An 18,919-nucleotide genomic window follows, 5' to 3' on the forward strand; every position below is an offset into this window, starting at 1 on the left:
TAGCAGGTTTTGGTCAGTCGATGACCGGCGGCACGACACGTCGCGCTCCGTGCTGCCACGTCTCTTCATCCTCGGTCAGGTAGTCAGGCCTCTCGCTGCCTTCGTCCCGGCGCGAGTCACCAGCACGTTGAGAACCAACGGCACCACGACCCATCGCACCAGTGCTGCGTGCACCTTCGCCGCCTGACGCCGCGCCTCGCACGAGGCCCGTCCCACCGGGCGTAAACGGCCGTGCACCGGACTGGCCCGGCTGCTGTGGGCGGCCGCCCACCATTCCCCCGGCTTCGCCGGCGAGCCGTCGCCCGCCGACAATGCCGCTCTGCCCGCTTCCAACTGAACCGCCCGGCGCGTGCATCATCGGTGCACGACCACCGTGAGCCCCTTCGCCGCCGACCACCAGCCCGCGCGGCAGGCCACCTACCGGCCGCCCGGTTGTCTGCGGCGCGGGTCGGCCGCCGACGATACCGTTGGCCGGCGAGGGGCGTCCGACTTGCCCGCTACCAGGACCATTTGGGCCTGGCATGGCCAGAGAAGGCCGCACGGCACTTACCGGCCGGCCTGAGCCGTTCGTCGATGGCAGCGGAACAACACCCTTGTTGAGGGTGGGCGGAACTCCACCTACAACAGGCGGAAGGACGACGTCGGGCCTTCCGCCACCAGCCTGGCCGAGTGCCGGAGCGATATTCGGGACTGTAGGTGCCTCCGGACGCGTCACTACGCTGTCGATGCCCATGTGCACCGAAGAGGTAGCCGACGGAGGCAAGCTGGCAGGACTGAAAGCCTCTGCAGAAGCAACCCTTCGCGGTGTGTTCTCGGCGGGCTGAAGCGCAGGGCCCTGCATTTCTGGATTCACCGTGTTGTTGCCGACACTCGGTGCGGTTGGATTCAGGTACCTCGCGTCTTCGACGGTCTTATTACCCTCAGGCATGACCACCTGAGGCGGAGGCGGAAACGTCGGCCGCTTCAGGTTGTCGAGCTGCGCCACCGAATGGCTGTACGTCTGGGAGAGCTTCCGCATCTCCGCCGCCGCGGCCTCCCGCTCCCCGTTCAGCTTCTTGATCAGCCCCGCCGAGTCCGGGTCGTTCCGTGCCGACTCCGCGGCCTTGAGGCTCGCCTCGGGGTCTCCTGTGGGGCGGGGGATCGCCGCCTTGGCCTGGGCGATCGCCGTGGCGGTTTCGCCCAGGCGGTTCGATGCGTCCTTGCTGAACTCGCCCAGGCGCAGCGTGGCGTTGGCCAGATCCGCACTCCACGTGCGGAACGAATCGGCTCCGTCGCCCTTCCACTTCACGATCTGCGGGCGGATCTTCAGCTCTTCGCCGATTTTCGAGATCTCTTTCGCCGCACTCGACAGACGATCGGCCACGCCCTGGACCGCCGCGCTGTTGGCCTGGTCCAGCCACGCGATCATCTGCTTGTGCGACATGCCCTCGAACGATGTCGAACCCATCTCACTCCCCCGTTCGTACCGCTGATCGCCACGCCGTCCCGACCGCCATCAGGCACCCCCGGTGTCGTCGGTCGTCGAAGGCTGAGGCGTGGGCGGCGTCTTGTCGCCGTTTCCGCTCTGCTTGTCCCCGCCCGGAACCGGGTTGTACTCGCCGGGGTAGTGCTTCTCCGCACCCGTCTTGATGGCGAGCATGCGGTCGCGGATGTCCTGGTCCATGTTGTCGTAGCCCTTGTGCGAGGCCAGGACCGCGATGCTCATGCCCTCGATGGAGTCCGAGAGGAGCTTCGACAAGGTCTCCAGCTCGCCGACGACCTTCTCGTACGAGGCGAACATGCCCTTCGCCTCCGGCCAGGACACGTCGCCGAACTGGCTGTCCTTGATGGAGATCTCGCCCAGCTTCTTCGCGTCCGCCGGGGACGCCTTCAGGTCCACGAGGATCTCGTCGATACGGTCGCGGAACTTGGTGAAGGACTCCAGCTCGGTGTAAAGCTCTGTGACCGCACTTTGCGCCGCAGCGACGGCGCCCCCAATGAATCCCCCGAAGAGCCCCCCGGAGGAGCCGGCCCCTTCGGAGCCCTCTCCCGTCGCCACAACACCCTCCCCGTTGTCCTGCTGGTACAGCTTCGAGGATCACTGTAGCCAGCATCGGTGACAGCTCGCACCCTTTGATTGCACGTGCAATGCGCATCACACCGGTCCGACGGCGGTAACGAGCCAGTCAGGGCTTGGGCGTTGCCACCGCCGCCTGGGGTCTGATGGGGAGTCGGTTCACCGGGCGGCCCGTTGCGGAGCGGACTGCCGAGGCCACTGCCGCGGGGGCCGTGACGACCGGGACCGCCGAGGCCGGTTTCGCGCCGAACGGGGCCACCACGTCGCGTTCCTCGACCAGTTTCACGATGCGGATGTCGGGGGCGTCCAGCGAGGTCGGGAGTGCGTAGCCGGTCAGGTCGGGGTGGCGGATCAGGCCTCTCGCGGTGCGGAGGTTCTCCGTGAGGGCCGCGCCGATGCCCTGGGTGATGCCCGCCTCGATGCGGATCGCCAGCTGGGCGGGGTTGAGGGCGCGGCCGATGTCCTGGGCGACCGCCATTTCGACGACCCGTACTGAGCCCAGTTCGATGTCGACGTCCACCACCGCCCGTACCGCGCAGAACGCCAGGCCGACGAACGCGTCGCCCTGGCCCGACTCGTCCAGTGGTTCCGTGGGGTGCGGGCGGCACTGCGCGGTGGCCCAGAGTTCCTTGCCGTCCAGCGCCTCCGTGACGGTGGTGGAGAGCACACCGTCGTACGAGGTGATCTTCCCGTCGGCGATCTGGAGCAGTTCCGTGGACATGCCGAACTTGTGCGCCAGCGGCTGGAGGAGTTGGGTTCGGACCATCTTCGCCGCCCGTTCCACCGCCCCGCCCGACACCCAGGTGTGGCGGCCGTGCGTCGCCGGGCCCGCCGGGGGCTGGTCGGTGTCCACCGCCGCTACGTGGACCTCCTCGACGCCCAGGGTCTCCTGGACGATCTGGCGGGCGAGGGTGGTGAAGCCCTGGCCTGTTTCGACCGCCGCGCAGATGACGGTGGCCACCCCGTCGTGGACCCGGACCGTGGCCGTGGAGACCTCGTCCGTGCCCTCGGCGCCGAGCATGTGGACCATGCCCAGGCCGTAGCCCACGCCCCGGCGCACCGCCCCCGGCTCCCCCGCGCCCTCGGGGCCGCCCGGCAGCAGCCAGTCGTCCTCGGGGGCGTCCTTCGGGAGGGCGGGGAGGGGGTAGTCGCGGACCGCGCGGAGCAGTTCGGCGACCGGGGCCGGGCAGGTCACCGTCTGTCCGGTGGGCAGGATGTCGCCCGTGGAGAGGGTGTTGCGCAGGCGCAGTTCGGCCGGGTCGATGCCCAGCTTGGCGGCCAGCTTGTCCATCTGGCCCTCGTACGCCGCGCAGACCTGCATCGCGCCCTCGCCGCGCACATGGCCCGAGGGCGGGTTGTTCGTCCGGACCGCCCAGCCCTCGATGAAGGCGTGCGGGACGACGTAGGGGCCGCAGGCGAACGCCACGGCGGCGGCCAGGGATTCGGAGGAGGCGTCGGCGTACGCGCCCGCGTCCAGGAGGATCTGGGCCTCCACCTTGACCAGCCGGCCCTCCGCGTCCGCGTGGTGGCGGTAGCGCAGGAGCGTGGGGTGGCGGTGGGTGTGGCCGAGGAAGGACTCCTCGCGGCTCGCGGCCAGCTTCACCGGGCAGCCGGTGCGCAGCGCGAGCAGGCCCAGCGGGATCTGGAATCCCGGGTCCTCGCGGTCGCCGGTCGCGCCCGGCACCCCGGTCACGACGACCTTGACCCGGTCCGGTTCCAGGCCGAAGCAGGCGGCGATCAGGTCGCGGTCGGTGTGCGGGTCGGTGGAGGCGGTGTAGATCTCGACGCCCCCGTCGGGCCTCGGCACGGCGAGGCCGGCCTCCGCGCCGATCGGGGCCGGGTCCTGGCGGCCGATGCGGTACAGGCCCTCCACCACGACCTCGCCCGTCGCCTCCGCGTCGCCGTAGCGCAGCGGGATGTGGCGGATCAGGTTGCCGTCGGGGTGCAGGGGCTCCGCCGCGAACGCCTTCTCCGGGTCCGTGACCGGCTCCAGCACCTCGTACCGTACGGCGATGGCGGCGGCGGCCAGCCGTGCGGTGTCCGGGTGGTCCGCGGCGACCGCGGCGATCGGCTCGCCGTGGTGGCGGACCAGATCGGAGGCGAACACCGGGCGGTCCACCACATGGCGGCCGTAGTTGCTGTCCCCCGGCACGTCCTCGTGCGTGACGACCGCCCGCACCCCGGGCATCTCCTCGGCCGCCGAGGTGTCGATGGACAGGATCCGCGCGTGCGGGTGCGGGGAGCGCAGCACGGCCGCCCACAGCAGGCCCTCGGCCCAGAGGTCGGCGGCGTACGGGAAGGTGCCCTCGGTCTTCGCCCGGGCGTCGGCGGCGGGGAGCGACGCCCCGAGGCCCATCCGGGGCTGCTCCTGGCCCTGGTCCGGGCCGCCGCCGGGTCCGCCGCTCAGCGCGTCGATCCTGGGCAGGCCGGTGCTGGTCGCGTTGGCCGCGTCGCCGCTCACGCCGCCTCCTTGTCGTTCGCCTGGTGCTGCTGCTGTACGGCGGGGCCGCGGGCGTGCCTCACAGCGCCTCTCCCTCGTGCGGGTGGGGCACCTGCTGCACGCCGCCGGCGCCCGGCTCGGCCTGATGCGGGATACGCGCCTCGTCCTGGAGCGCCGTGGCCGCCTCGGCGGTCGCCTCGCGGGCCGCGACGACGTCCGCGACCGCGTCGAGCACGCCCCGGTAGCCGGAACAGCGGCAGAGGTTGCCGCAGAGGGCCTGGCGGGTCTCCAGCTCGCTGGGGGCGTGGTTGCCCTCCAGCAGGTCGTGGACGGTCATCGCCATGCCGGGGATGCAGAAGCCGCACTGGACGGCTCCGCAGGCGGACAGGGCGCGCTGGACGTCGGACGGTTCGCCGTCGACGGCGAGGCCTTCGACCGTACGCACCTCGCTGCCCGCCGCCGTGGCCGCGGGGACCAGGCAGGAGGCGACCAGCCGGCCGTCGACCTGGACGTTGCAGGCGCCGCACTCGCCCTGCGAGCAGCCGTCCTTGGCCCCGGCCAGGCCGAGGCGCTCGCGGAGCACGTAGAGCAGGGACTCGCCGATCCAGGCGTCGCTGACCGGGCGGTCGACGCCGTTCACATGGAGCAGGTAGGACGCGGAGGGGTGCTCGCTCGGGGTGTCGAGGAGGACGGGGGCCGGGTCCGGGGCGGGGTCCTCGGCGGGGGTGAGGGCGGGGTCCTCGTTCGGGGGTGCCGTCGGATCCGATTCCGCTTCCGGGCCGGACACCGGATCCGGTACCGGCTCCGCTTCCGCTTCCGTTTCCGGAGTTGCTTCCGCATCGGTCGCGGGCGCCGTGGCCGCTGCCGGGTCGGGTTCCTCCGTGTCGGGCCGGGTGTCCGCGGCCGCCTGGGTCGCCGCCGGTTCGTCCGTCGCCGGTTCCGGGGCTTCCTCCGTTACGGGTACGGGGGCGGCCTCCGGTTCCGGCGTGGCCCAGGGGGCGGGGGCGCCGCCGGGCAGCGTTGCCGGGCGGGCGCTGTCCGCGTACCACTGCGGGGTGTGCGCCGAGGCCAGGAACTCGCCCGATTCGTCCGGGAGATCCCCGTCCGCCACCGGGATCGTCCACTGGCCGGTGTGGCCCGTCTGGCCCGTGTGACTGGTGTGGCTGGTGTGGTCGGTGTGGCCCGTCTGGCTGGTGTAGTCGGAGACGGCGGAGGCATCGGAGACACCTGGGGCCGCGGGCGCTTCCGGGGCGCCCTGCTGCGGAGCTGCCGGTGTCTCGCCCAGGGCCTCGGTGAAGTTCCACTGGGCCGTGGCGTGCGACGTGTCCTGGTAGGGGCCCTGGTATCCACCCTGCCCGCCCTGCTGGTTCGGGTCCGGCCAGTGGACCGCGCCGGTCTCCCGGGCGGCGGCCTCGTGTGCGGCGGCGGCCTCCTGGGCGCGCTGCTCGGCCTGTGCCTGCTGGGTCTGCGTCTGGATCACCCAGCTGCCCGTCGCCGCCGGATCCAGACCGGCGGCCGGGGTCAGCGGAACGATCATCGGCGGGACGTACCCGTGGCCGGGCGCGGCCAGCGGGATGTTCGCCAGGTCCTCCGGCGGCAGGTGGACGAACGCGGTGGCGTCGGCGTCGAAGCCGTCGCCCTGCGGGGTCGGCTCCCAGCCTCCGTAGCGCGGGTCCGGGCCCTCGGAGTGCCCCTGTCCCTGCTGCCCGTGCTGGTCGGGGAATTCCTCATTGCTCACGACAGTGCCCTCCCCAGCGCGCGTCGGGCGAGCGCGGCGACGGTGCGCCGCAGGTGCAGGACGGCCGGGGACAGCGGCGGGGCCTCTGTGCCGTCGGCCGGTGGTGCGTGGTCCGGGATGCAGGCCGCGGCGACGTACTCGCCGAAGGCCGCCAGCGCGTCGGGGGCCAGGCCCCGCTCGCCGTCCCAGTCGATCAGCGAGGCGATCCAGCGCTCCGCCTCCAGCGGGCGCAGCGGCATCGGGGCGATCGCGCCGACCGCGCAGCGCACGCCGCGCCGGGCCGGGTCCAGGACGATGGCGACCGAGGCGGTGGCGCGGCCGGGGCCGGTGCGGCCGGTGGCCTTCAGGAACACCTGCGGGGCGTGCAGCAGCGGTACGCGGACGAAGCCGATCAGCTCCGCGGGCTCCAGCAGTTCGCGGCCGGCGAGCAGGTGGGAGACGGGGATCTCACGGCGGGCGCCGCCGGGGCCGGCGATGACGAGTTCGGCCTCCAGCGCGGCCAGCACCGGCAGGGCGTCGCCGGTGGGCGCGGAGGTGACGATGTTGCCGCCGAGCGTGCCGGCGTTACGGATCTGGGGCGGGCCCGCGGCGCGGGCAGAGGCGGCGAGGGCGGGGATGAGGGCGGCGAAGTCGGGGCGGCCCATGCGGGCGTGGGTGAGTCCGGCGCCGAGCAGGGCGTGGCCGTCCTGGTAGTGCCAGCCGCGCAGCTCGCTGATCCGGCCCAGGCCGACCAGCCCCGAGGGGCGCAGGAGCCCCTTGTTGACGGCTGCCATCAGGTCCGTGCCCCCGGCAACCGGTACGGCTGCAGGCATGGCGCCGAGTGCCGCCACGGCCTCGTCCAACGAGGCCGGCAGTGTCACCGACTGCGTCGCCTGCGGTGCGTGCGTGGTCAACCCAGCTGCCCCTTCCCGGTCTCCCGGCTGTCCCGCCTGTTCCGCCGTACGGTACGTGTTCACAGCCCGGACGTGGCAACTCTGGCACATCTTCCGATCGGACCGGCGCGAGGGTCCGCGAAGGGTGGATCCGTCCCTGACCTGCGGGATGTTCCGGTTTCGCATGTCTTCGGCGCAGAGGGTGAATTGCCACTCTTCAGCGAGGCTTGTACGACTTATTCCGTTCGCGCCCTCGCACGGGAGCGGACGGAAGGGCGGCCGGCCCCGGACGCGCGTCGGCCGCAGCGGTCCCGGAGAGCTCCCCGGAGGACGGCTGCGGCCGGCGGGCCGGTGCGCGGGTCACACCACCGGAGGCTCTCCCTCCAGCGGGCGGCCGAGGATGCCGGGCCGCTGCTGGCGGGGGTACGGGCCGGCCGGCGGGCGGTAGTCGACGCCGAGGGCGTCGAGCCGGGCGTAGTGGGCGGTCATCCGGGCGTCGAAGGCGGCGAAGTCCCGGTCGGCGGGGGCGGGCAGGGCGGACCAGGCGACCTCGGCGAAGGCGGCGAGGCGCGGGAAGACCTGGTAGTCGACGCGGGCCCGGTTCTGCATGACCTCGGTCCACACGTTGGCCTGGGTGCCCAGGATGTGACGGGCCGCCTCCTCGCTCAGGCCCGGCGGTACGGGCTCGAAGCGGTAGACGTTCTCCAGGGTCCTGACGTACCCGATGGGCATCGGCTCGTCGGGGCCGCCGTCCTGACGGTGGTCCAGATACACCTGCTGCTCGGGGCACATGACCACGTCGTGCCCGGCCTCGGCGGCCGCGATGCCGCCGGCGTAACCGCGCCAGGAGGAGACCGCGGCCCCTTCGGCGAGGCCGCCTTCGAGGATCTCGTCCCAGCCGATGAGGCGGCGGCCGCGTGCGGTGAGCCAGGCGTCGAAGTGCCGGATGAACCAGGACTGGAGCCCGTCCTCGTCCTTCACGCCGAGTTCGGCGATCCGGGCCTGGGCGAGCGGGGACTCCTTCCACTGGTCCTTGGGGCACTCGTCGCCGCCCATGTGGACGAAGGGCGAGGTCTCGGCGGGGAAGAGTTCCAGCACCTCCTCCAGGACGCCCTCGAAGAAGCGCAGGGTGTTGTCAGTGGGGGCGAGTACGTTCGGATTGACGCCCCAGGTGTCCCAGACGGAGAGGGTGGTGGTGTCGATGACGTCGGTGTTGCCCAGTTCGGGGTAGGCGCTGATCGCGGCCTGCGAGTGGCCCGGGATGTCGATCTCGGGGACGACCCGGATATGCCGCTCGGCGGCGTAGGCGACGATCTCGCGGATGTCGTCCTGGGTGTAGAAGCCGCCGTAGGGGGTCTCGTCCCAGAGTTCGGAGGCGCGGTGGCCGTATTTGGTGCGTGAGCGCCAGGAGCCGACCTCGGTGAGGCGCGGGTGGCGCTTGATCTCGATGCGCCAGCCCTGGTCGTCGGTGAGGTGGAAGTGGAAGACGTTCAGCTTGTGGGCGGCCAGCAGGTCCAGGTAGCGCAGGACGTCGTCCTTGGGCAGGAAGTGCCGGGAGACGTCGAGCATCAGACCGCGCCAGCCGAAGCGGGGCTCGTCCTCGACGACGACCGGCGGGACCTGCCAGGAGCGTCCCGGGGCGAGCGGTACGCGGCGGAAGGCGTCCGGGCCGAGGAGCTGACGGAGGGTCTGCGCGCCCCGGAAGACGCCCGCCGCGCTGCCGCCCGTGAGGCGTACGGCGTCCGCTTCGACGGCCAGGCGGTAGGCCTCGGGGGCGAGCGCGGCGTCGAGGGCCAGCACGATGCCCCGGCCGCCCGTGCCCGCACCCGTGGCCGCACCCGTGTCCGTAACGGCGCTCGTGCCGCCGGCCTCCGGCAGGGGCAGTCCGGTGGCCGCGCCGAGGGTGGTGCGCAGCCAGTGGGCGACGCCCTCCGTGCCCGGTGCGGCGCTCAGCGGGGTCTCGCGGTCCAGTGCGTACGGTCCGCAGGGGGCGGCGGTCAGGGTGCGCGGGGCCGGGATCAGACCGAGCGCCGCGGGGTCCGCGGCGTCCGTCGCCGTCCTGTCCTCGGGTGTCATGACATCAGTCCTTAACCGCTCCGCCCAGTCCGGAGACGAGGCGTCGCTGTACGAGTACGAAGAAGACCAGTACGGGGATGGTCATCACCGTCGAGGCTGCCATGATCCCTCCCCAGTCGTTCTCGTCCGGTTTGAAGAAGACCAGCAGCGCCATCGGCAGCGTCGACTGGGAGGTGTCGCTGATGATGAACGACTTCGCGAACAGGAAGTCGTTCCAGGTGGTGATGAAGGAGAAGACGCTGGTCGCCACGAGGCCCGGGAAGACCAGCGGGAAGAGGATCTGCCACAGGAAGCGGGTGCGGCTGGCCCCGTCGATGTAGGCGGCCTCCTCCAGGGCTTCGGGGACGGCCTTGACGAAGCCGCGCAGCATCCAGATGGCGAACGGCAGCGAGAAGGCGAGGTGCGGCAGGATCAGCGAGCCGAGGGTGTTCAGCTGGCCGAAGTCGCGCATCAGGAAGAACAGCGGGATGGTCAGCGCCTCCACCGGCACCATCTGCGCCACCAGGAACATGATCAGCAGCGTGGTGCGGAACTTGAAGCGGAAGCGGGTCACGGCGGTGGCGGCCAGGAAGGCGACCAGCGCGGAGAGGATGACGACCGTGCCCGCCACCAGCAGGCTGTTGAGGAAGTAGCGGCCGAAGTCCTGTTGTTCGAAGACCCGGCGGAACGAGTCGAGCGAGGGGGCGAGCGTCCAGGGGCGGGCGTCGGTGGACTGGATCTCCCCGGCCGGTTTGAAGGCGGAGAGCACCATCCAGTAGAGCGGGAAGGCGACCGCGACGGCGATGAGCAGGGCGGCGGCCTCGGCCAGCAGCCTGCCGGGCCGCTTGACGCGCAGGAGCGTGCGTGCGCTCACAGTTCCTCCCCCTGGCGGCGTACGAGACGCAGATAGACGAGCGTGACGGCGAGCAGGATCACCAGCATCACGACGCCGATCGCCGATCCGAGGCTGTACTGCGAGGACGCGAACGCCTTCTGGTAGGCGTACACGTTGAGCACCAGGTTCTGGCCGGCGATGCCGCCGCCGTTGGTCATGACGTAGATCTGGGTGAAGACCTTGAAGTCCCAGATGATCGACTGGATGGTGACGACGATCAGGATGGGCTTGAGCATCGGCGCCATGATGGTGCGCCAGATCCGCCACTGGGACGCGCCGTCCAGCGAGGCGGCCTCCAGGACTTCGGTGGGGATGGCGCGGATGCCCGCGTACACGGTGACCATCACGAACGGGAACGAGCACCACAGGACTTCGAGGAGGACGAGCGCGAAGGCGCTGTAGCGGCCGTACGTCCAGGAGAAGTCGCCGAGTCCGAGCACCTTGTTGACCGGCCCGAAGTCGGGGTCGAAGAGGAAGACCCAGACGGTGGAGCCGGTGATCGCGGGGGTGGCCCAGGCGCCGAGCGCGGCCATCATCAGCGCGAGCCGGGGCAGGGCGCGGATGCGGGTGAGCAGGACGGCGAGCGCGCAGCCGACGAACAGGGTGGAGACCACGCAGGCCGCGGCGAACAGCACGGTGGCGAGGAGGACCTGCCAGAACTGGCTGTCGTTGAAGAGCGTGGCGTAGTTGCCGAACCCCTGGAAGGTGGTGGGTTCGCCGCCGCTGACCTGGGCCTGGGTGTACTCCAGGAACGAGATCAGGCCGAGCTGGTAGATCGGGTAGACCAGCAGTCCGGCGAGCAGGACGAGGGCCGGCAGGAGGTAGAGCCAGGGGGTCCAGCCGGAGTGGCCCCGGGGGGACACGGACCGGCCGCGCCGGGGCGGGCGGGCGGCCTGCGAGCCGCTGCCCGCCCCGGCGGCGCCCGCGGGCGGCGCCTTGAGCGGAGAGGTGTGCGTGGTCATCGTCAGCCGGCTTCGGTGAAGGCCGCGTCCATCTTCTTCGCCGCGTCGTCCGAGGCCTTCGCCACGTCCTTACGGCCGGAGACGATCTCCTGGAACATCGTCGGCAGGATCAGCGAGGCGTCGATCTGGCCCCAGGCGGGCGAGGCGGGGACGAACTTGGCGCCCGCGCCGAGGGTCTGGACGAACGGGGCGACGAAGGGCTCCTTCTTCGCGGCGTTGTCCAGGACGTCGGTGTAGGTGGGCAGGAAGCCCATCGCGTCGAACATCTCGGCCTGGGTCTTCTTGCCGGAGAGCGACTTCATCAGGTCGACGGCGAGGGTGCGGTGCGAACTGCTCTTGAGGACGCCGAGGTTGTTGCCGCCGGCGAAGGCGGGGGCGATGGAGTTCGGGGCGACGCCGGGCAGCGGGACGACGGCGTACTTGCCCTTGACCGCGCCCGCCTCGACGGCGGCGTGGCTGAAGTCGCCGCCGATGGCCATGGCGGCCTTGCCGGAGGCGAAGGCGGTCACGGTGGCGTTGCCGCCCATGGAGGCGCACTTGGCGGCCGGACAGTTGTCGTCGCCGAAGAGCGAGGTGTAGGCCTCGATGCCCTTGCGGGCCTTCTCGCTGTTGATGCCGGACTTGTAGGTGCCGCCGCTCTCGCCCGCGAGTTCGCCGCCGTTGGCCCAGATGAAGGGCATCGCGCCGTAGGTGTACGCGCCGCCGACCGCGAGGCCGTAGAGGTCGGGCTTCGCCTTGTGGATCTTCTTGGCGGTGGAGATCAGTTCGGCCTGGGACTTGGGGGGATCGATGCCGAGGTCCTTGAAGACGTCGGTGCGGTAGTAAAGGGCCCGGACGCCGACGAAGAAGGGCGCGCCGTAGACCTTGTCGCCGACGGTGACGGACTGCTTGGCGATCGGGTCGGTGTCCTTGGCCTCGTCCCAGGCGCCGAACTCCTCGGTGACGTCCGCGAGTCCGCCGTCCTTGACGTATCCGGCGGTGTCGCTGTTGCCGTACTCGATGAGGTCCGGGGCGCTCTTGGGGTCGTTGAACGCGGCCTTGATGCGCTGCGCGCGGGTGTCGACGGGTATGTACTCGACCTCGACCTTCGCGCCCTTGTGGGCCTTCTCGAAGTCGGCGACGGCCGCGTCGACGACCTTCTCCTTGGGCTTGTTGCCGACCTCCTGGAAGAGCCAGACACGGAGCGTGCCGCTCTTCTCGTCACCCTTCGCACTGGTGTCGGAGGTCTGCGGCGCGCAGGCGGTGGCGGTGAGGCCGGCCAGCACAAGCGCCGCAGCCGGGGCGGCAATTCGGGCAGAAAGCTTCATCCGGAACCCCTACCGGTCATGCGTTGCATCATGTGCAACGTGCGTTTCGTTCTGCACAACTGGCAGGAGAGTAGATCCGCGCCCCGGCGACGACAAGTGGTCTCGACCACTCTGTGACCAGCGGATGCAGCCCGTGCAACGCGACCGTCCGGTCACCTTCCGTGAGCGGGCATGGAGAAGGCCCCCGGGGCGCGCGGTGACGCGCGCCCCGGGGGCCTGTCGGCGAAGCGGTGGGAGCCGGACCTACTTCTTGTCCTTGCCGCCGCCCTTGCCCTTGTCCTTGTCGCCACCGGCGCCCATGGACTCGTAGATCTCCTTGCACATGGGACAGACCGGATACTTCTTGGGGTCGCGCCCCGGTACCCAGACCTTGCCGCACAGCGCGACCACGGGAGTGCCCTCCAGGGCGCTCGCCATGATCTTGTCCTTCTGGACGTAATGGGCGTAGCGCTCGTGGTCGCCGTCGCCCCTCGACACCTGCGGCGTCGGTTCGACGAGGGTCCCCGTACCTGCCCCGCGATCGGGCTCAAGAGTGCTCATAACCGCCAAGGGTACTGAAAGCCGCGGCCTTCAGCGGCCCTCAGTTGAGGGAAGGGTCGTCCGGGTACGTGGCGATCATCGCGAGCTCGCTGCGCTGACGGCGGAGCACCGCACGCCAGAGCCGCTCCGGGTGCGGGGACGAGACGTCGCCGGGCTCCGACTCGACCACGTACCACGCGCCCTCGTTCAGCTCGCCCTCCAGTTGACCGGGGCCCCAGCCCGCGTATCCGGCGAAGATCCGCAGCGAGCCGAGGGCGGGGCCGAGCAGCTCCGGCGGGGTCTCCAGGTCGACCAGGCCGATCGCCCCGTGCACCCGGCGCCAGCCGAGCGGGCCCTCGTCGCCGGGGATCACCGCCACGCCGAGCGCGGAGTCGAGCGAGACCGGGCCGCCCTGGAAGACGACGTCCGGCTCGCCGGTGAGGCCGGCCCAGGACGCGAGGATGTCACCGACGCCGACCGGGGTCGGGCGGTTGAGGACCACGCCGAGGGAGCCCTCCTCGTCGTGGTCGAGGAGCAGCACCACCGCGCGGTCGAAATTCGGGTCCGTGAGGGCGGGTGCGGCCACGAGCAGTCGCCCTGTGAGCGAGGACACCTCGGTCATGGCAGGAATGATCCCGCATCTTCGCCCTCCGCGGGGGCCGAGTGACCGTGATGCCGCCCTCAGCAGACCGAGCGCAGCTCAGGGCGCACGGAGGCACGGGGAGCGCACTGTCCGGCGGGGGTGCGGTGGGCCATCCGGACGGTAACCCTCCGCAAGATCGGATGCGCGGAGGGTGTTGTGGCGGATTCATGACGTTCGTACACCCCCCTTCGCCTTACGGAAGGGGGGTAGGAGGCCATTACCCTTTTCGTTGGCCCCCTGCCCGACCACTCCGGAACGCGAGATACATGACCGGCACAGACGATGTCCTGCTTGTCCACGGCGGCACCCCGCTGGAGGGCGAGATCCGCGTCCGAGGCGCCAAGAACCTGGTGCCGAAGGCAATGGTCGCCGCGCTGCTCGGCAGCGGGCCCAGCCGTCTCCGCAACGTTCCCGACATCCGTGACGTACGGGTCGTCCGGGGACTGCTGCAGCTGCACGGCGTCACCGTCCGCCCCGGCGACGAGCCGGGCGAACTGATCCTCGACCCCTCGCACGTCGAGTCCGCGAACGTCGCCGACATCGATGCCCACGCGGGTTCGTCGCGCATCCCGATCCTCTTCTGCGGCCCGCTGCTGCACCGCCTCGGCCACGCCTTCATCCCGGGCCTGGGCGGCTGCGACATCGGCGGCCGGCCGATCGACTTCCACTTCGAGGTGCTGCGCCAGTTCGGCGCGACCATCGAGAAGCGGGCCGACGGCCAGTATCTGGAGGCCCCGCAGCGGCTGCGCGGCACCAAGATCCGGCTGCCGTACCCCTCGGTGGGCTCCACCGAGCAGGTGCTGCTCACCGCGGTGCTCGCCGAGGGCGTCACCGAGCTGTCCAACGCGGCCGTCGAGCCGGAGATCGAGGACCTCATCTGCGTACTGCAGAAGATGGGCGCGATCATCTCCATGGACACCGACCGGACCATCCGGATCACCGGTGTCGACAAGCTCGACGGTTACACCCACCGGGCGATCCCGGACCGTCTGGAGGCGGCCTCCTGGGCGTCGGCGGCGCTGGCGACCGAGGGCAACATCTATGTGCGCGGCGCCCAGCAGCGTTCGATGATGACCTTCCTGAACACCTTCCGCCGGGTCGGCGGCGCCTTCGAGATCGACGACGAGGGCATCCGCTTCTGGCACCCGGGCGGCGCGCTCAACGCCATCGCGCTGGAGACGGACGTGCACCCCGGCTTCCAGACCGACTGGCAGCAGCCGCTGGTCGTGGCGCTGACGCAGGCCGCCGGCCTGTCGATCGTCCACGAGACGGTGTACGAGTCGCGGCTCGGCTTCACCTCGGCGCTCAACCAGATGGGTGCGCACATCCAGCTGTACCGCGAGTGCCTGGGCGGCTCCGACTGCCGCTTCGGCCAGCGCAACTTCCTGCACTCGGCGGTCGTCTCCGGACCGACCAAGCTGCAGGGCGCGGACCTGGTCATCCCGGACCTCCGGGGCGGCTTCTCGTACCTGATCGCGGCGCTGGCGGCGCAGGGCACCTCCCGGGTGCACGGCATCGACCTGATCAACCGCGGTTACGAGAACTTCATGGAGAAGCTGGAGAAGCTCGGCGCGAAGGTGGAGCTGCCGGGCGGTTCGCTCGTCTGACCCCGCACAGTGCTGCCGCACACAGCGCTGCGCACCCGGCGCCCCGGCCCTCTCACGGAGGGCCGGGGCGCCGTGCTGTTCCGGCGAAGCGGCCCGGGGTGGTGCCGGCGATCCGCTTGAAGTGCCGGGTGAGGTGGGACTGGTCGTGGAAGCCGACCGCGGTGGCCGCCTCCCCCGGGGGCACGCCCTCCAGCAGCAGGCGGCGGGCGAGGTCGACCCGGCGGGCCGTCATGTACTGGTGCGGCGCGATGGCGTAGGCCGCGCTGAAGGCCCGTACGAGATGGGTCGGGTGCGCGTGGACCAGCCGGGCGGCCTCGGCGAGCGTGACGCCCTCCCGCAGCCGCTCGTCCAGCAGCTCGCGCAGGTCCCGGGCGACGCCCGGCCCCGGCCGGGGGCGCTGCGGGGCCTCGGCGGGCCGCAGATGGCCGCGCAGCCGCTCCTCGACGAACGCCAGGCGGCTCTCCGCCTCCAGCGCGTCTCCCGGGTCGGCGAGGGCGGTGTGCAGCCGGGCGACGCGGGCGCGCAGCAGCGGGTCGGCCAGATCGGGGGTGTCGACGGCGGGGCCGATGAGGCTCGCGTCGAGCCGGCTCAGGTCCAGATAGAGCACCCGTTTGCGGAAGCCGTCCGGGGTGGCGGGCGAACCGTTGTGCGGAACGTGCGGCGGCAGCAGGCTGACGGTGCCGTCCGGGGTGCCGTGCGGATGACGGTCCAGGTCGTAGCGGACGGCGCCGTCGTCGACGATCAGGAGCGTCCACGCCTCGTGGACGTGCATGGGGTAGGCGTGCTCGGTGAAGCGGGCGTGGAAGACCTCCACGACGCCGGCGACGGAGGGTCGCCAGGCCGAGATCTCCTGCGGGCGGCTCACGCGGGTCACGCCAAGAACGTACAAGACGCTCCGGTGGGGCGGCGGTCAGTCTCGGAGCATGGGAAACACGCACGAGAACACCGGCGGCGGCGAGGCCGCGCCCGTCCGCTTCGACACGAAGATCGCGGTGCTGCTCCGCGACGACCTGGAGACCTGGCAGCGGCTGAACGTGACCGCCTTCCTGGTGAGCGGCCTGGGAACCGCGGCGCCCGAGGTGATCGGCGAGCCCTACGAGGACGCCGACGCGACCGCCTACCTGCCGATGCTGCGGCAGCCGGTGCTGGTCTTCGAGGGGGCGAAGGAGACGCTGACCGCCGCGCACACGAAGGCGCTCTCCCGGTCGCTGACGGTGGCCGTGTTCACCTCGGACCTGTTCGGTACGGGGAACGACCGGGACAACCGGGCGGCCGTACGGGCGGTGGGGCGCGACGCGCTCGATCTGGTGGGGCTCGCGGTGTACGGGCCGCGCAACGCCGTGGACAAGGTCCTCAAGGGCGCGCGCATGCATCCATGAGGTCCGGGGCCCCGGCCCGCCGGAAGGGGCTGTGCGGGGCGCATGTGCCCCTGGCATGCGCGAGGGCGGCCACTCCTGGTCGGGAGTGGCCGCCCTCTGTTGCGCCTTCGAGGGTTACTTACCCTTGGCGGCTTCCTTGAGCTTCGAGCCCGCGGAGACCTTCACGCTGTAGCCGGCGGGGATGTTGATCGGGTCGCCGGTCTGCGGGTTGCGAGCGGTGCGAGCGGCACGGTGGGTGCGCTCGAAGGTCAGGAAGCCGGGGATGGTGACCTTCTCGTCGCCCTTGGCGACGATCTCACCGACGGTCTCGGCGAGCGCGGCCAGCACGGCGTCGGCGTCCTTGCGAGTCACCTCGGCGCGGTCGGCCAGGGCGGCCACCAGCTCACTGCGGTTCATGTTGTTACTCCCGTGTTCTTCTTGCCTGTGAGGCGTGAGATCGAAGCCGATGCTGCCAGGGCCCTCTGACAGTCCCCGGACCCGGGTCTGATGTCAGACCCTCTCGCCCGATTACGCATCCTGCCCCCACCAGCGGCGGGAAAGCCAATCCGGAACCCTTCGGGGTCAATGAAAAGCGCCACGGTTTGCTCGTGGTGACGCTCCGTCGACTTGGCCGAGCGGTCCGCAGCGGATGCCGGGCCCCGCAGGGCCCACTGCCCGCCCACCCTAAAGGGGCGTTTGGGGCGCCGCGACCCGCGACGCGCCGTACGGCACGGGCGGGTGCGGCCCGGGGTACTTCGCGCGTACCCCCCGAAAGGGCCCCGAAACGGCCGTGTCAGACGGTCGTGGAGGGGGTGGTCGCGGTGGCTCCGGCGGCCTTCGCGGCGGCCCGGACGGCTCCGGCGACCGCACCGGCGACCTTGTCGTTGAAGACCGAGGGGATGATGTAGTTCGCGTTGACCTCGTCCTCGGCGACCACGTCGGCGAGGGCTCCGGCGGCGGCGAGCATCATCTCCGTGTTGACGGTGCGGGACTGAGCGTCCAGCAGACCGCGGAAGACACCCGGGAAGACCAGCACATTGTTGATCTGGTTGGGGAAGTCGGAGCGGCCGGTGGCGACGACGGCGGCGGTCTCGCGGGCGATCGCGGGGTCGACCTCGGGGTCCGGGTTCGCGAGCGCGAACACGATCGCGCCGTCGGCCATCGCGGCGACGTCGTCGCCGTTCAGGACGTTCGGGGCGGAGACGCCGATGAAGACGTCGGCGCCGACGACGGCCTGCTTGAGGGTGCCGGTGACGCCCTCGGGGTTGGTGTTGTCGGCGATCCAGCGCAGCGGCGAGTCCGGGTCGGCGGCGACCAGGTCCTCGCGTCCGGCGTGCACCACACCGTGGATGTCGGCGACGACGGCGTGCTTGACGCCCGCGGCGATGAGCAGCTTCAGGATGGCCGTACCGGCCGCTCCGGCACCGGACATGACGACCCGTACGTCCCCGATGCCCTTGCCCACCACGCGCAGCGCGTTGGTGAGGGCGGCCAGCACGACGATCGCGGTGCCGTGCTGGTCGTCGTGGAAGACGGGGATGTCGAGGGCCTCGCGCAGCCGGGCCTCGATCTCGAAGCAGCGCGGCGCGGAGATGTCCTCCAGGTTGATGCCCGCGAAGCCGGGGGCGATGGCCTTGACGATCTCGACGATGGCATCGGTGTCCTGGGTGTCCAGGCAGATCGGCCAGGCGTCGATGCCGGCGAAGCGCTTGAAGAGGGCCGCCTTGCCCTCCATGACGGGCAGCGCGGCCATCGGGCCGATGTTGCCGAGGCCGAGCACCGCGGAGCCGTCCGTCACAACTGCGACGGAGTTGCGCTTGATGGTGAGGCGGCGCGCGTCCTCGGGGTTCTCGGCGATGGCCATGCAGACCCGGGCGACGCCGGGGGTGTAGATCATCGACAGGTCGTCACGGTTGCGGATGGGGTGCTTGGACGCCATCTCGATCTTGCCGCCGAGGTGCATGAGGAACGTACGGTCGGAGACCTTGCCCAGCACGACGCCCTCGATGTCGCGCAGACCTTCGACGATCTCGTCCGCGTGCGAGGTGGAAGTGGCGGCGATGGTGACGTCGATTCGCAGCTTCTCGTGGCCGGAAGCGGTCACGTCGAGGCCGGTGACCGAGCCACCGGAGGACTCCACGGCCGTGGTGAGCTGGGAGACCGCGGTGCCGCTCGCGGGCACCTCCAGCCTGACCGTCATCGAGTACGAGACGCTGGGCGCCGTTGCCATGGCCGAGTCCTTCGCTTTCCTTAGCTTCATTGCCGCGCATCCGGAACCCTCGTTCCGGATGCGCTTCCCGATCGTCGCACCTACCGACTGGTAGCCGGTAATGACTGCCGTCTTTCGGAAAGTAGTTTCCACCATACGAGAGATCACCCGTTCGGCGGAACCCCCAACCGGCGGAAAGCGGTCGGCGGGACCCCCACAACGAGAACAGACCCGCGCCACCGGAAGGTGACGCGGGTC

The 18,919-nt window shown here is 71.1% G+C and carries 16 protein-coding genes; 2 read left to right on the forward strand and 14 right to left on the reverse strand.

Annotation, left to right across the window (positions count from 1 at the left end; translation table 11 throughout):
• Window positions 1-13: 13 nt before the first annotated feature.
• The 11 genes from ACSMXR_RS12815 to ACSMXR_RS12865 form a co-directional block, all read right to left on the reverse strand.
• Window positions 14-1,447 (reverse strand): hypothetical protein, encoded by a 1,434-nt coding sequence (locus ACSMXR_RS12815; protein WP_473171901.1) that lies wholly within the window; start codon window positions 1,445-1,447, stop codon window positions 14-16.
• A gap of 48 nt (window positions 1,448-1,495) precedes the next feature.
• On the reverse strand, window positions 1,496-2,038 hold the full coding sequence (locus tag ACSMXR_RS12820) for a hypothetical protein (protein WP_218526259.1): 543 nt from the start codon (window positions 2,036-2,038) through the stop codon (window positions 1,496-1,498).
• A 127-nt stretch (window positions 2,039-2,165) separates the two neighbouring features.
• Window positions 2,166-4,517: a xanthine dehydrogenase family protein molybdopterin-binding subunit gene (locus ACSMXR_RS12825; protein WP_473171902.1), complete on the reverse strand. Its 2,352-nt coding sequence runs from the start codon at window positions 4,515-4,517 to the stop codon at window positions 2,166-2,168.
• Window positions 4,518-4,575: 58 nt separating this feature from the next.
• On the reverse strand, window positions 4,576-6,234 hold the full coding sequence (locus ACSMXR_RS12830; protein ID WP_473171903.1) for a (2Fe-2S)-binding protein: 1,659 nt from the start codon (window positions 6,232-6,234) through the stop codon (window positions 4,576-4,578).
• The gene (locus ACSMXR_RS12835) at window positions 6,231-7,127 is read right to left on the reverse strand and encodes an FAD binding domain-containing protein (protein ID WP_030087564.1); all 897 of its coding nucleotides are present in this window, start codon (window positions 7,125-7,127) and stop codon (window positions 6,231-6,233) included. The genes ACSMXR_RS12830 and ACSMXR_RS12835 overlap by 4 nt, the downstream gene beginning before the upstream one ends.
• A 339-nt stretch (window positions 7,128-7,466) precedes the next feature.
• A complete protein-coding gene (locus ACSMXR_RS12840) occupies window positions 7,467-9,182 on the reverse strand; it encodes a beta-N-acetylhexosaminidase (protein WP_473171904.1) in 1,716 nt (571 codons plus the stop codon).
• A 4-nt stretch (window positions 9,183-9,186) separates the two neighbouring features.
• Window positions 9,187-10,035, reverse strand: coding sequence for a carbohydrate ABC transporter permease (locus tag ACSMXR_RS12845; protein ID WP_137233678.1), 849 nt, complete (start codon window positions 10,033-10,035; stop codon window positions 9,187-9,189).
• Window positions 10,032-11,018 (reverse strand): carbohydrate ABC transporter permease, encoded by a 987-nt coding sequence (locus tag ACSMXR_RS12850; RefSeq protein ID WP_218526255.1) that lies wholly within the window; start codon window positions 11,016-11,018, stop codon window positions 10,032-10,034. Before ACSMXR_RS12850 ends, ACSMXR_RS12845 begins: the two co-directional genes overlap by 4 nt.
• Before the next feature lie 2 nt (window positions 11,019-11,020).
• A complete protein-coding gene (locus ACSMXR_RS12855; RefSeq protein WP_137233676.1) occupies window positions 11,021-12,325 on the reverse strand; it encodes an extracellular solute-binding protein in 1,305 nt (434 codons plus the stop codon).
• A 243-nt stretch (window positions 12,326-12,568) separates the two neighbouring features.
• Window positions 12,569-12,865, reverse strand: coding sequence for a DUF3039 domain-containing protein (locus ACSMXR_RS12860; RefSeq protein ID WP_006124925.1), 297 nt, complete (start codon window positions 12,863-12,865; stop codon window positions 12,569-12,571).
• Window positions 12,866-12,905: 40 nt separating this feature from the next.
• Window positions 12,906-13,466, reverse strand: coding sequence for a YqgE/AlgH family protein (locus tag ACSMXR_RS12865; protein ID WP_103506921.1), 561 nt, complete (start codon window positions 13,464-13,466; stop codon window positions 12,906-12,908).
• A 287-nt stretch (window positions 13,467-13,753) separates the two neighbouring features.
• Between ACSMXR_RS12865 and murA the strand changes: the two genes are divergently transcribed.
• Window positions 13,754-15,094 carry a UDP-N-acetylglucosamine 1-carboxyvinyltransferase gene (gene murA / locus ACSMXR_RS12870; protein ID WP_007450559.1) on the forward strand — a complete coding sequence of 447 codons (1,341 nt, stop codon included), beginning with the start codon at window positions 13,754-13,756 and terminating at the stop codon, window positions 15,092-15,094.
• A 52-nt stretch (window positions 15,095-15,146) separates the two neighbouring features.
• Here murA and ACSMXR_RS12875 read toward each other — a convergent pair whose 3' ends face one another.
• Window positions 15,147-15,968: an AraC family transcriptional regulator gene (locus ACSMXR_RS12875; protein WP_137233675.1), complete on the reverse strand. Its 822-nt coding sequence runs from the start codon at window positions 15,966-15,968 to the stop codon at window positions 15,147-15,149.
• 49 nt (window positions 15,969-16,017) lie between these two features.
• Between ACSMXR_RS12875 and ACSMXR_RS12880 the strand changes: the two genes are divergently transcribed.
• The gene (locus ACSMXR_RS12880) at window positions 16,018-16,473 is read left to right on the forward strand and encodes a DUF2000 domain-containing protein (RefSeq protein WP_218526252.1); all 456 of its coding nucleotides are present in this window, start codon (window positions 16,018-16,020) and stop codon (window positions 16,471-16,473) included.
• Window positions 16,474-16,587: 114 nt separating this feature from the next.
• On the opposite strand, the gene ACSMXR_RS12885 is transcribed toward ACSMXR_RS12880, so the two are convergent.
• The gene (locus ACSMXR_RS12885; protein ID WP_003968811.1) at window positions 16,588-16,869 is read right to left on the reverse strand and encodes an HU family DNA-binding protein; all 282 of its coding nucleotides are present in this window, start codon (window positions 16,867-16,869) and stop codon (window positions 16,588-16,590) included.
• A 376-nt stretch (window positions 16,870-17,245) separates the two neighbouring features.
• Window positions 17,246-18,682 (reverse strand): NAD-dependent malic enzyme, encoded by a 1,437-nt coding sequence (locus ACSMXR_RS12890; protein WP_137233673.1) that lies wholly within the window; start codon window positions 18,680-18,682, stop codon window positions 17,246-17,248.
• Window positions 18,683-18,919: the final 237 nt, after the last annotated feature.

It is taken from the genome of Streptomyces sp. DSM 106670 (genome assembly GCF_055792845.1).

Coding starts and splice junctions, on each gene's coding strand:
- ACSMXR_RS12860 (WP_006124925.1), bottom strand. CDS start 12,865: ATGAGCACTCTTGAGCCCGATCGCGGGGCAGGTACGGGGACCCTCGTC.
- ACSMXR_RS12865 (WP_103506921.1), bottom strand. CDS start 13,466: ATGACCGAGGTGTCCTCGCTCACAGGGCGACTGCTCGTGGCCGCACCC.
- ACSMXR_RS12850 (WP_218526255.1), bottom strand. CDS start 11,018: ATGACCACGCACACCTCTCCGCTCAAGGCGCCGCCCGCGGGCGCCGCC.
- ACSMXR_RS12855 (WP_137233676.1), bottom strand. CDS start 12,325: ATGAAGCTTTCTGCCCGAATTGCCGCCCCGGCTGCGGCGCTTGTGCTG.
- murA (WP_007450559.1), top strand. CDS start 13,754: ATGACCGGCACAGACGATGTCCTGCTTGTCCACGGCGGCACCCCGCTG.
- ACSMXR_RS12815 (WP_473171901.1), bottom strand. CDS start 1,447: ATGGGTTCGACATCGTTCGAGGGCATGTCGCACAAGCAGATGATCGCG.
- ACSMXR_RS12890 (WP_137233673.1), bottom strand. CDS start 18,682: ATGGCAACGGCGCCCAGCGTCTCGTACTCGATGACGGTCAGGCTGGAG.
- ACSMXR_RS12885 (WP_003968811.1), bottom strand. CDS start 16,869: ATGAACCGCAGTGAGCTGGTGGCCGCCCTGGCCGACCGCGCCGAGGTG.
- ACSMXR_RS12880 (WP_218526252.1), top strand. CDS start 16,018: ATGGGAAACACGCACGAGAACACCGGCGGCGGCGAGGCCGCGCCCGTC.
- ACSMXR_RS12840 (WP_473171904.1), bottom strand. CDS start 9,182: ATGACACCCGAGGACAGGACGGCGACGGACGCCGCGGACCCCGCGGCG.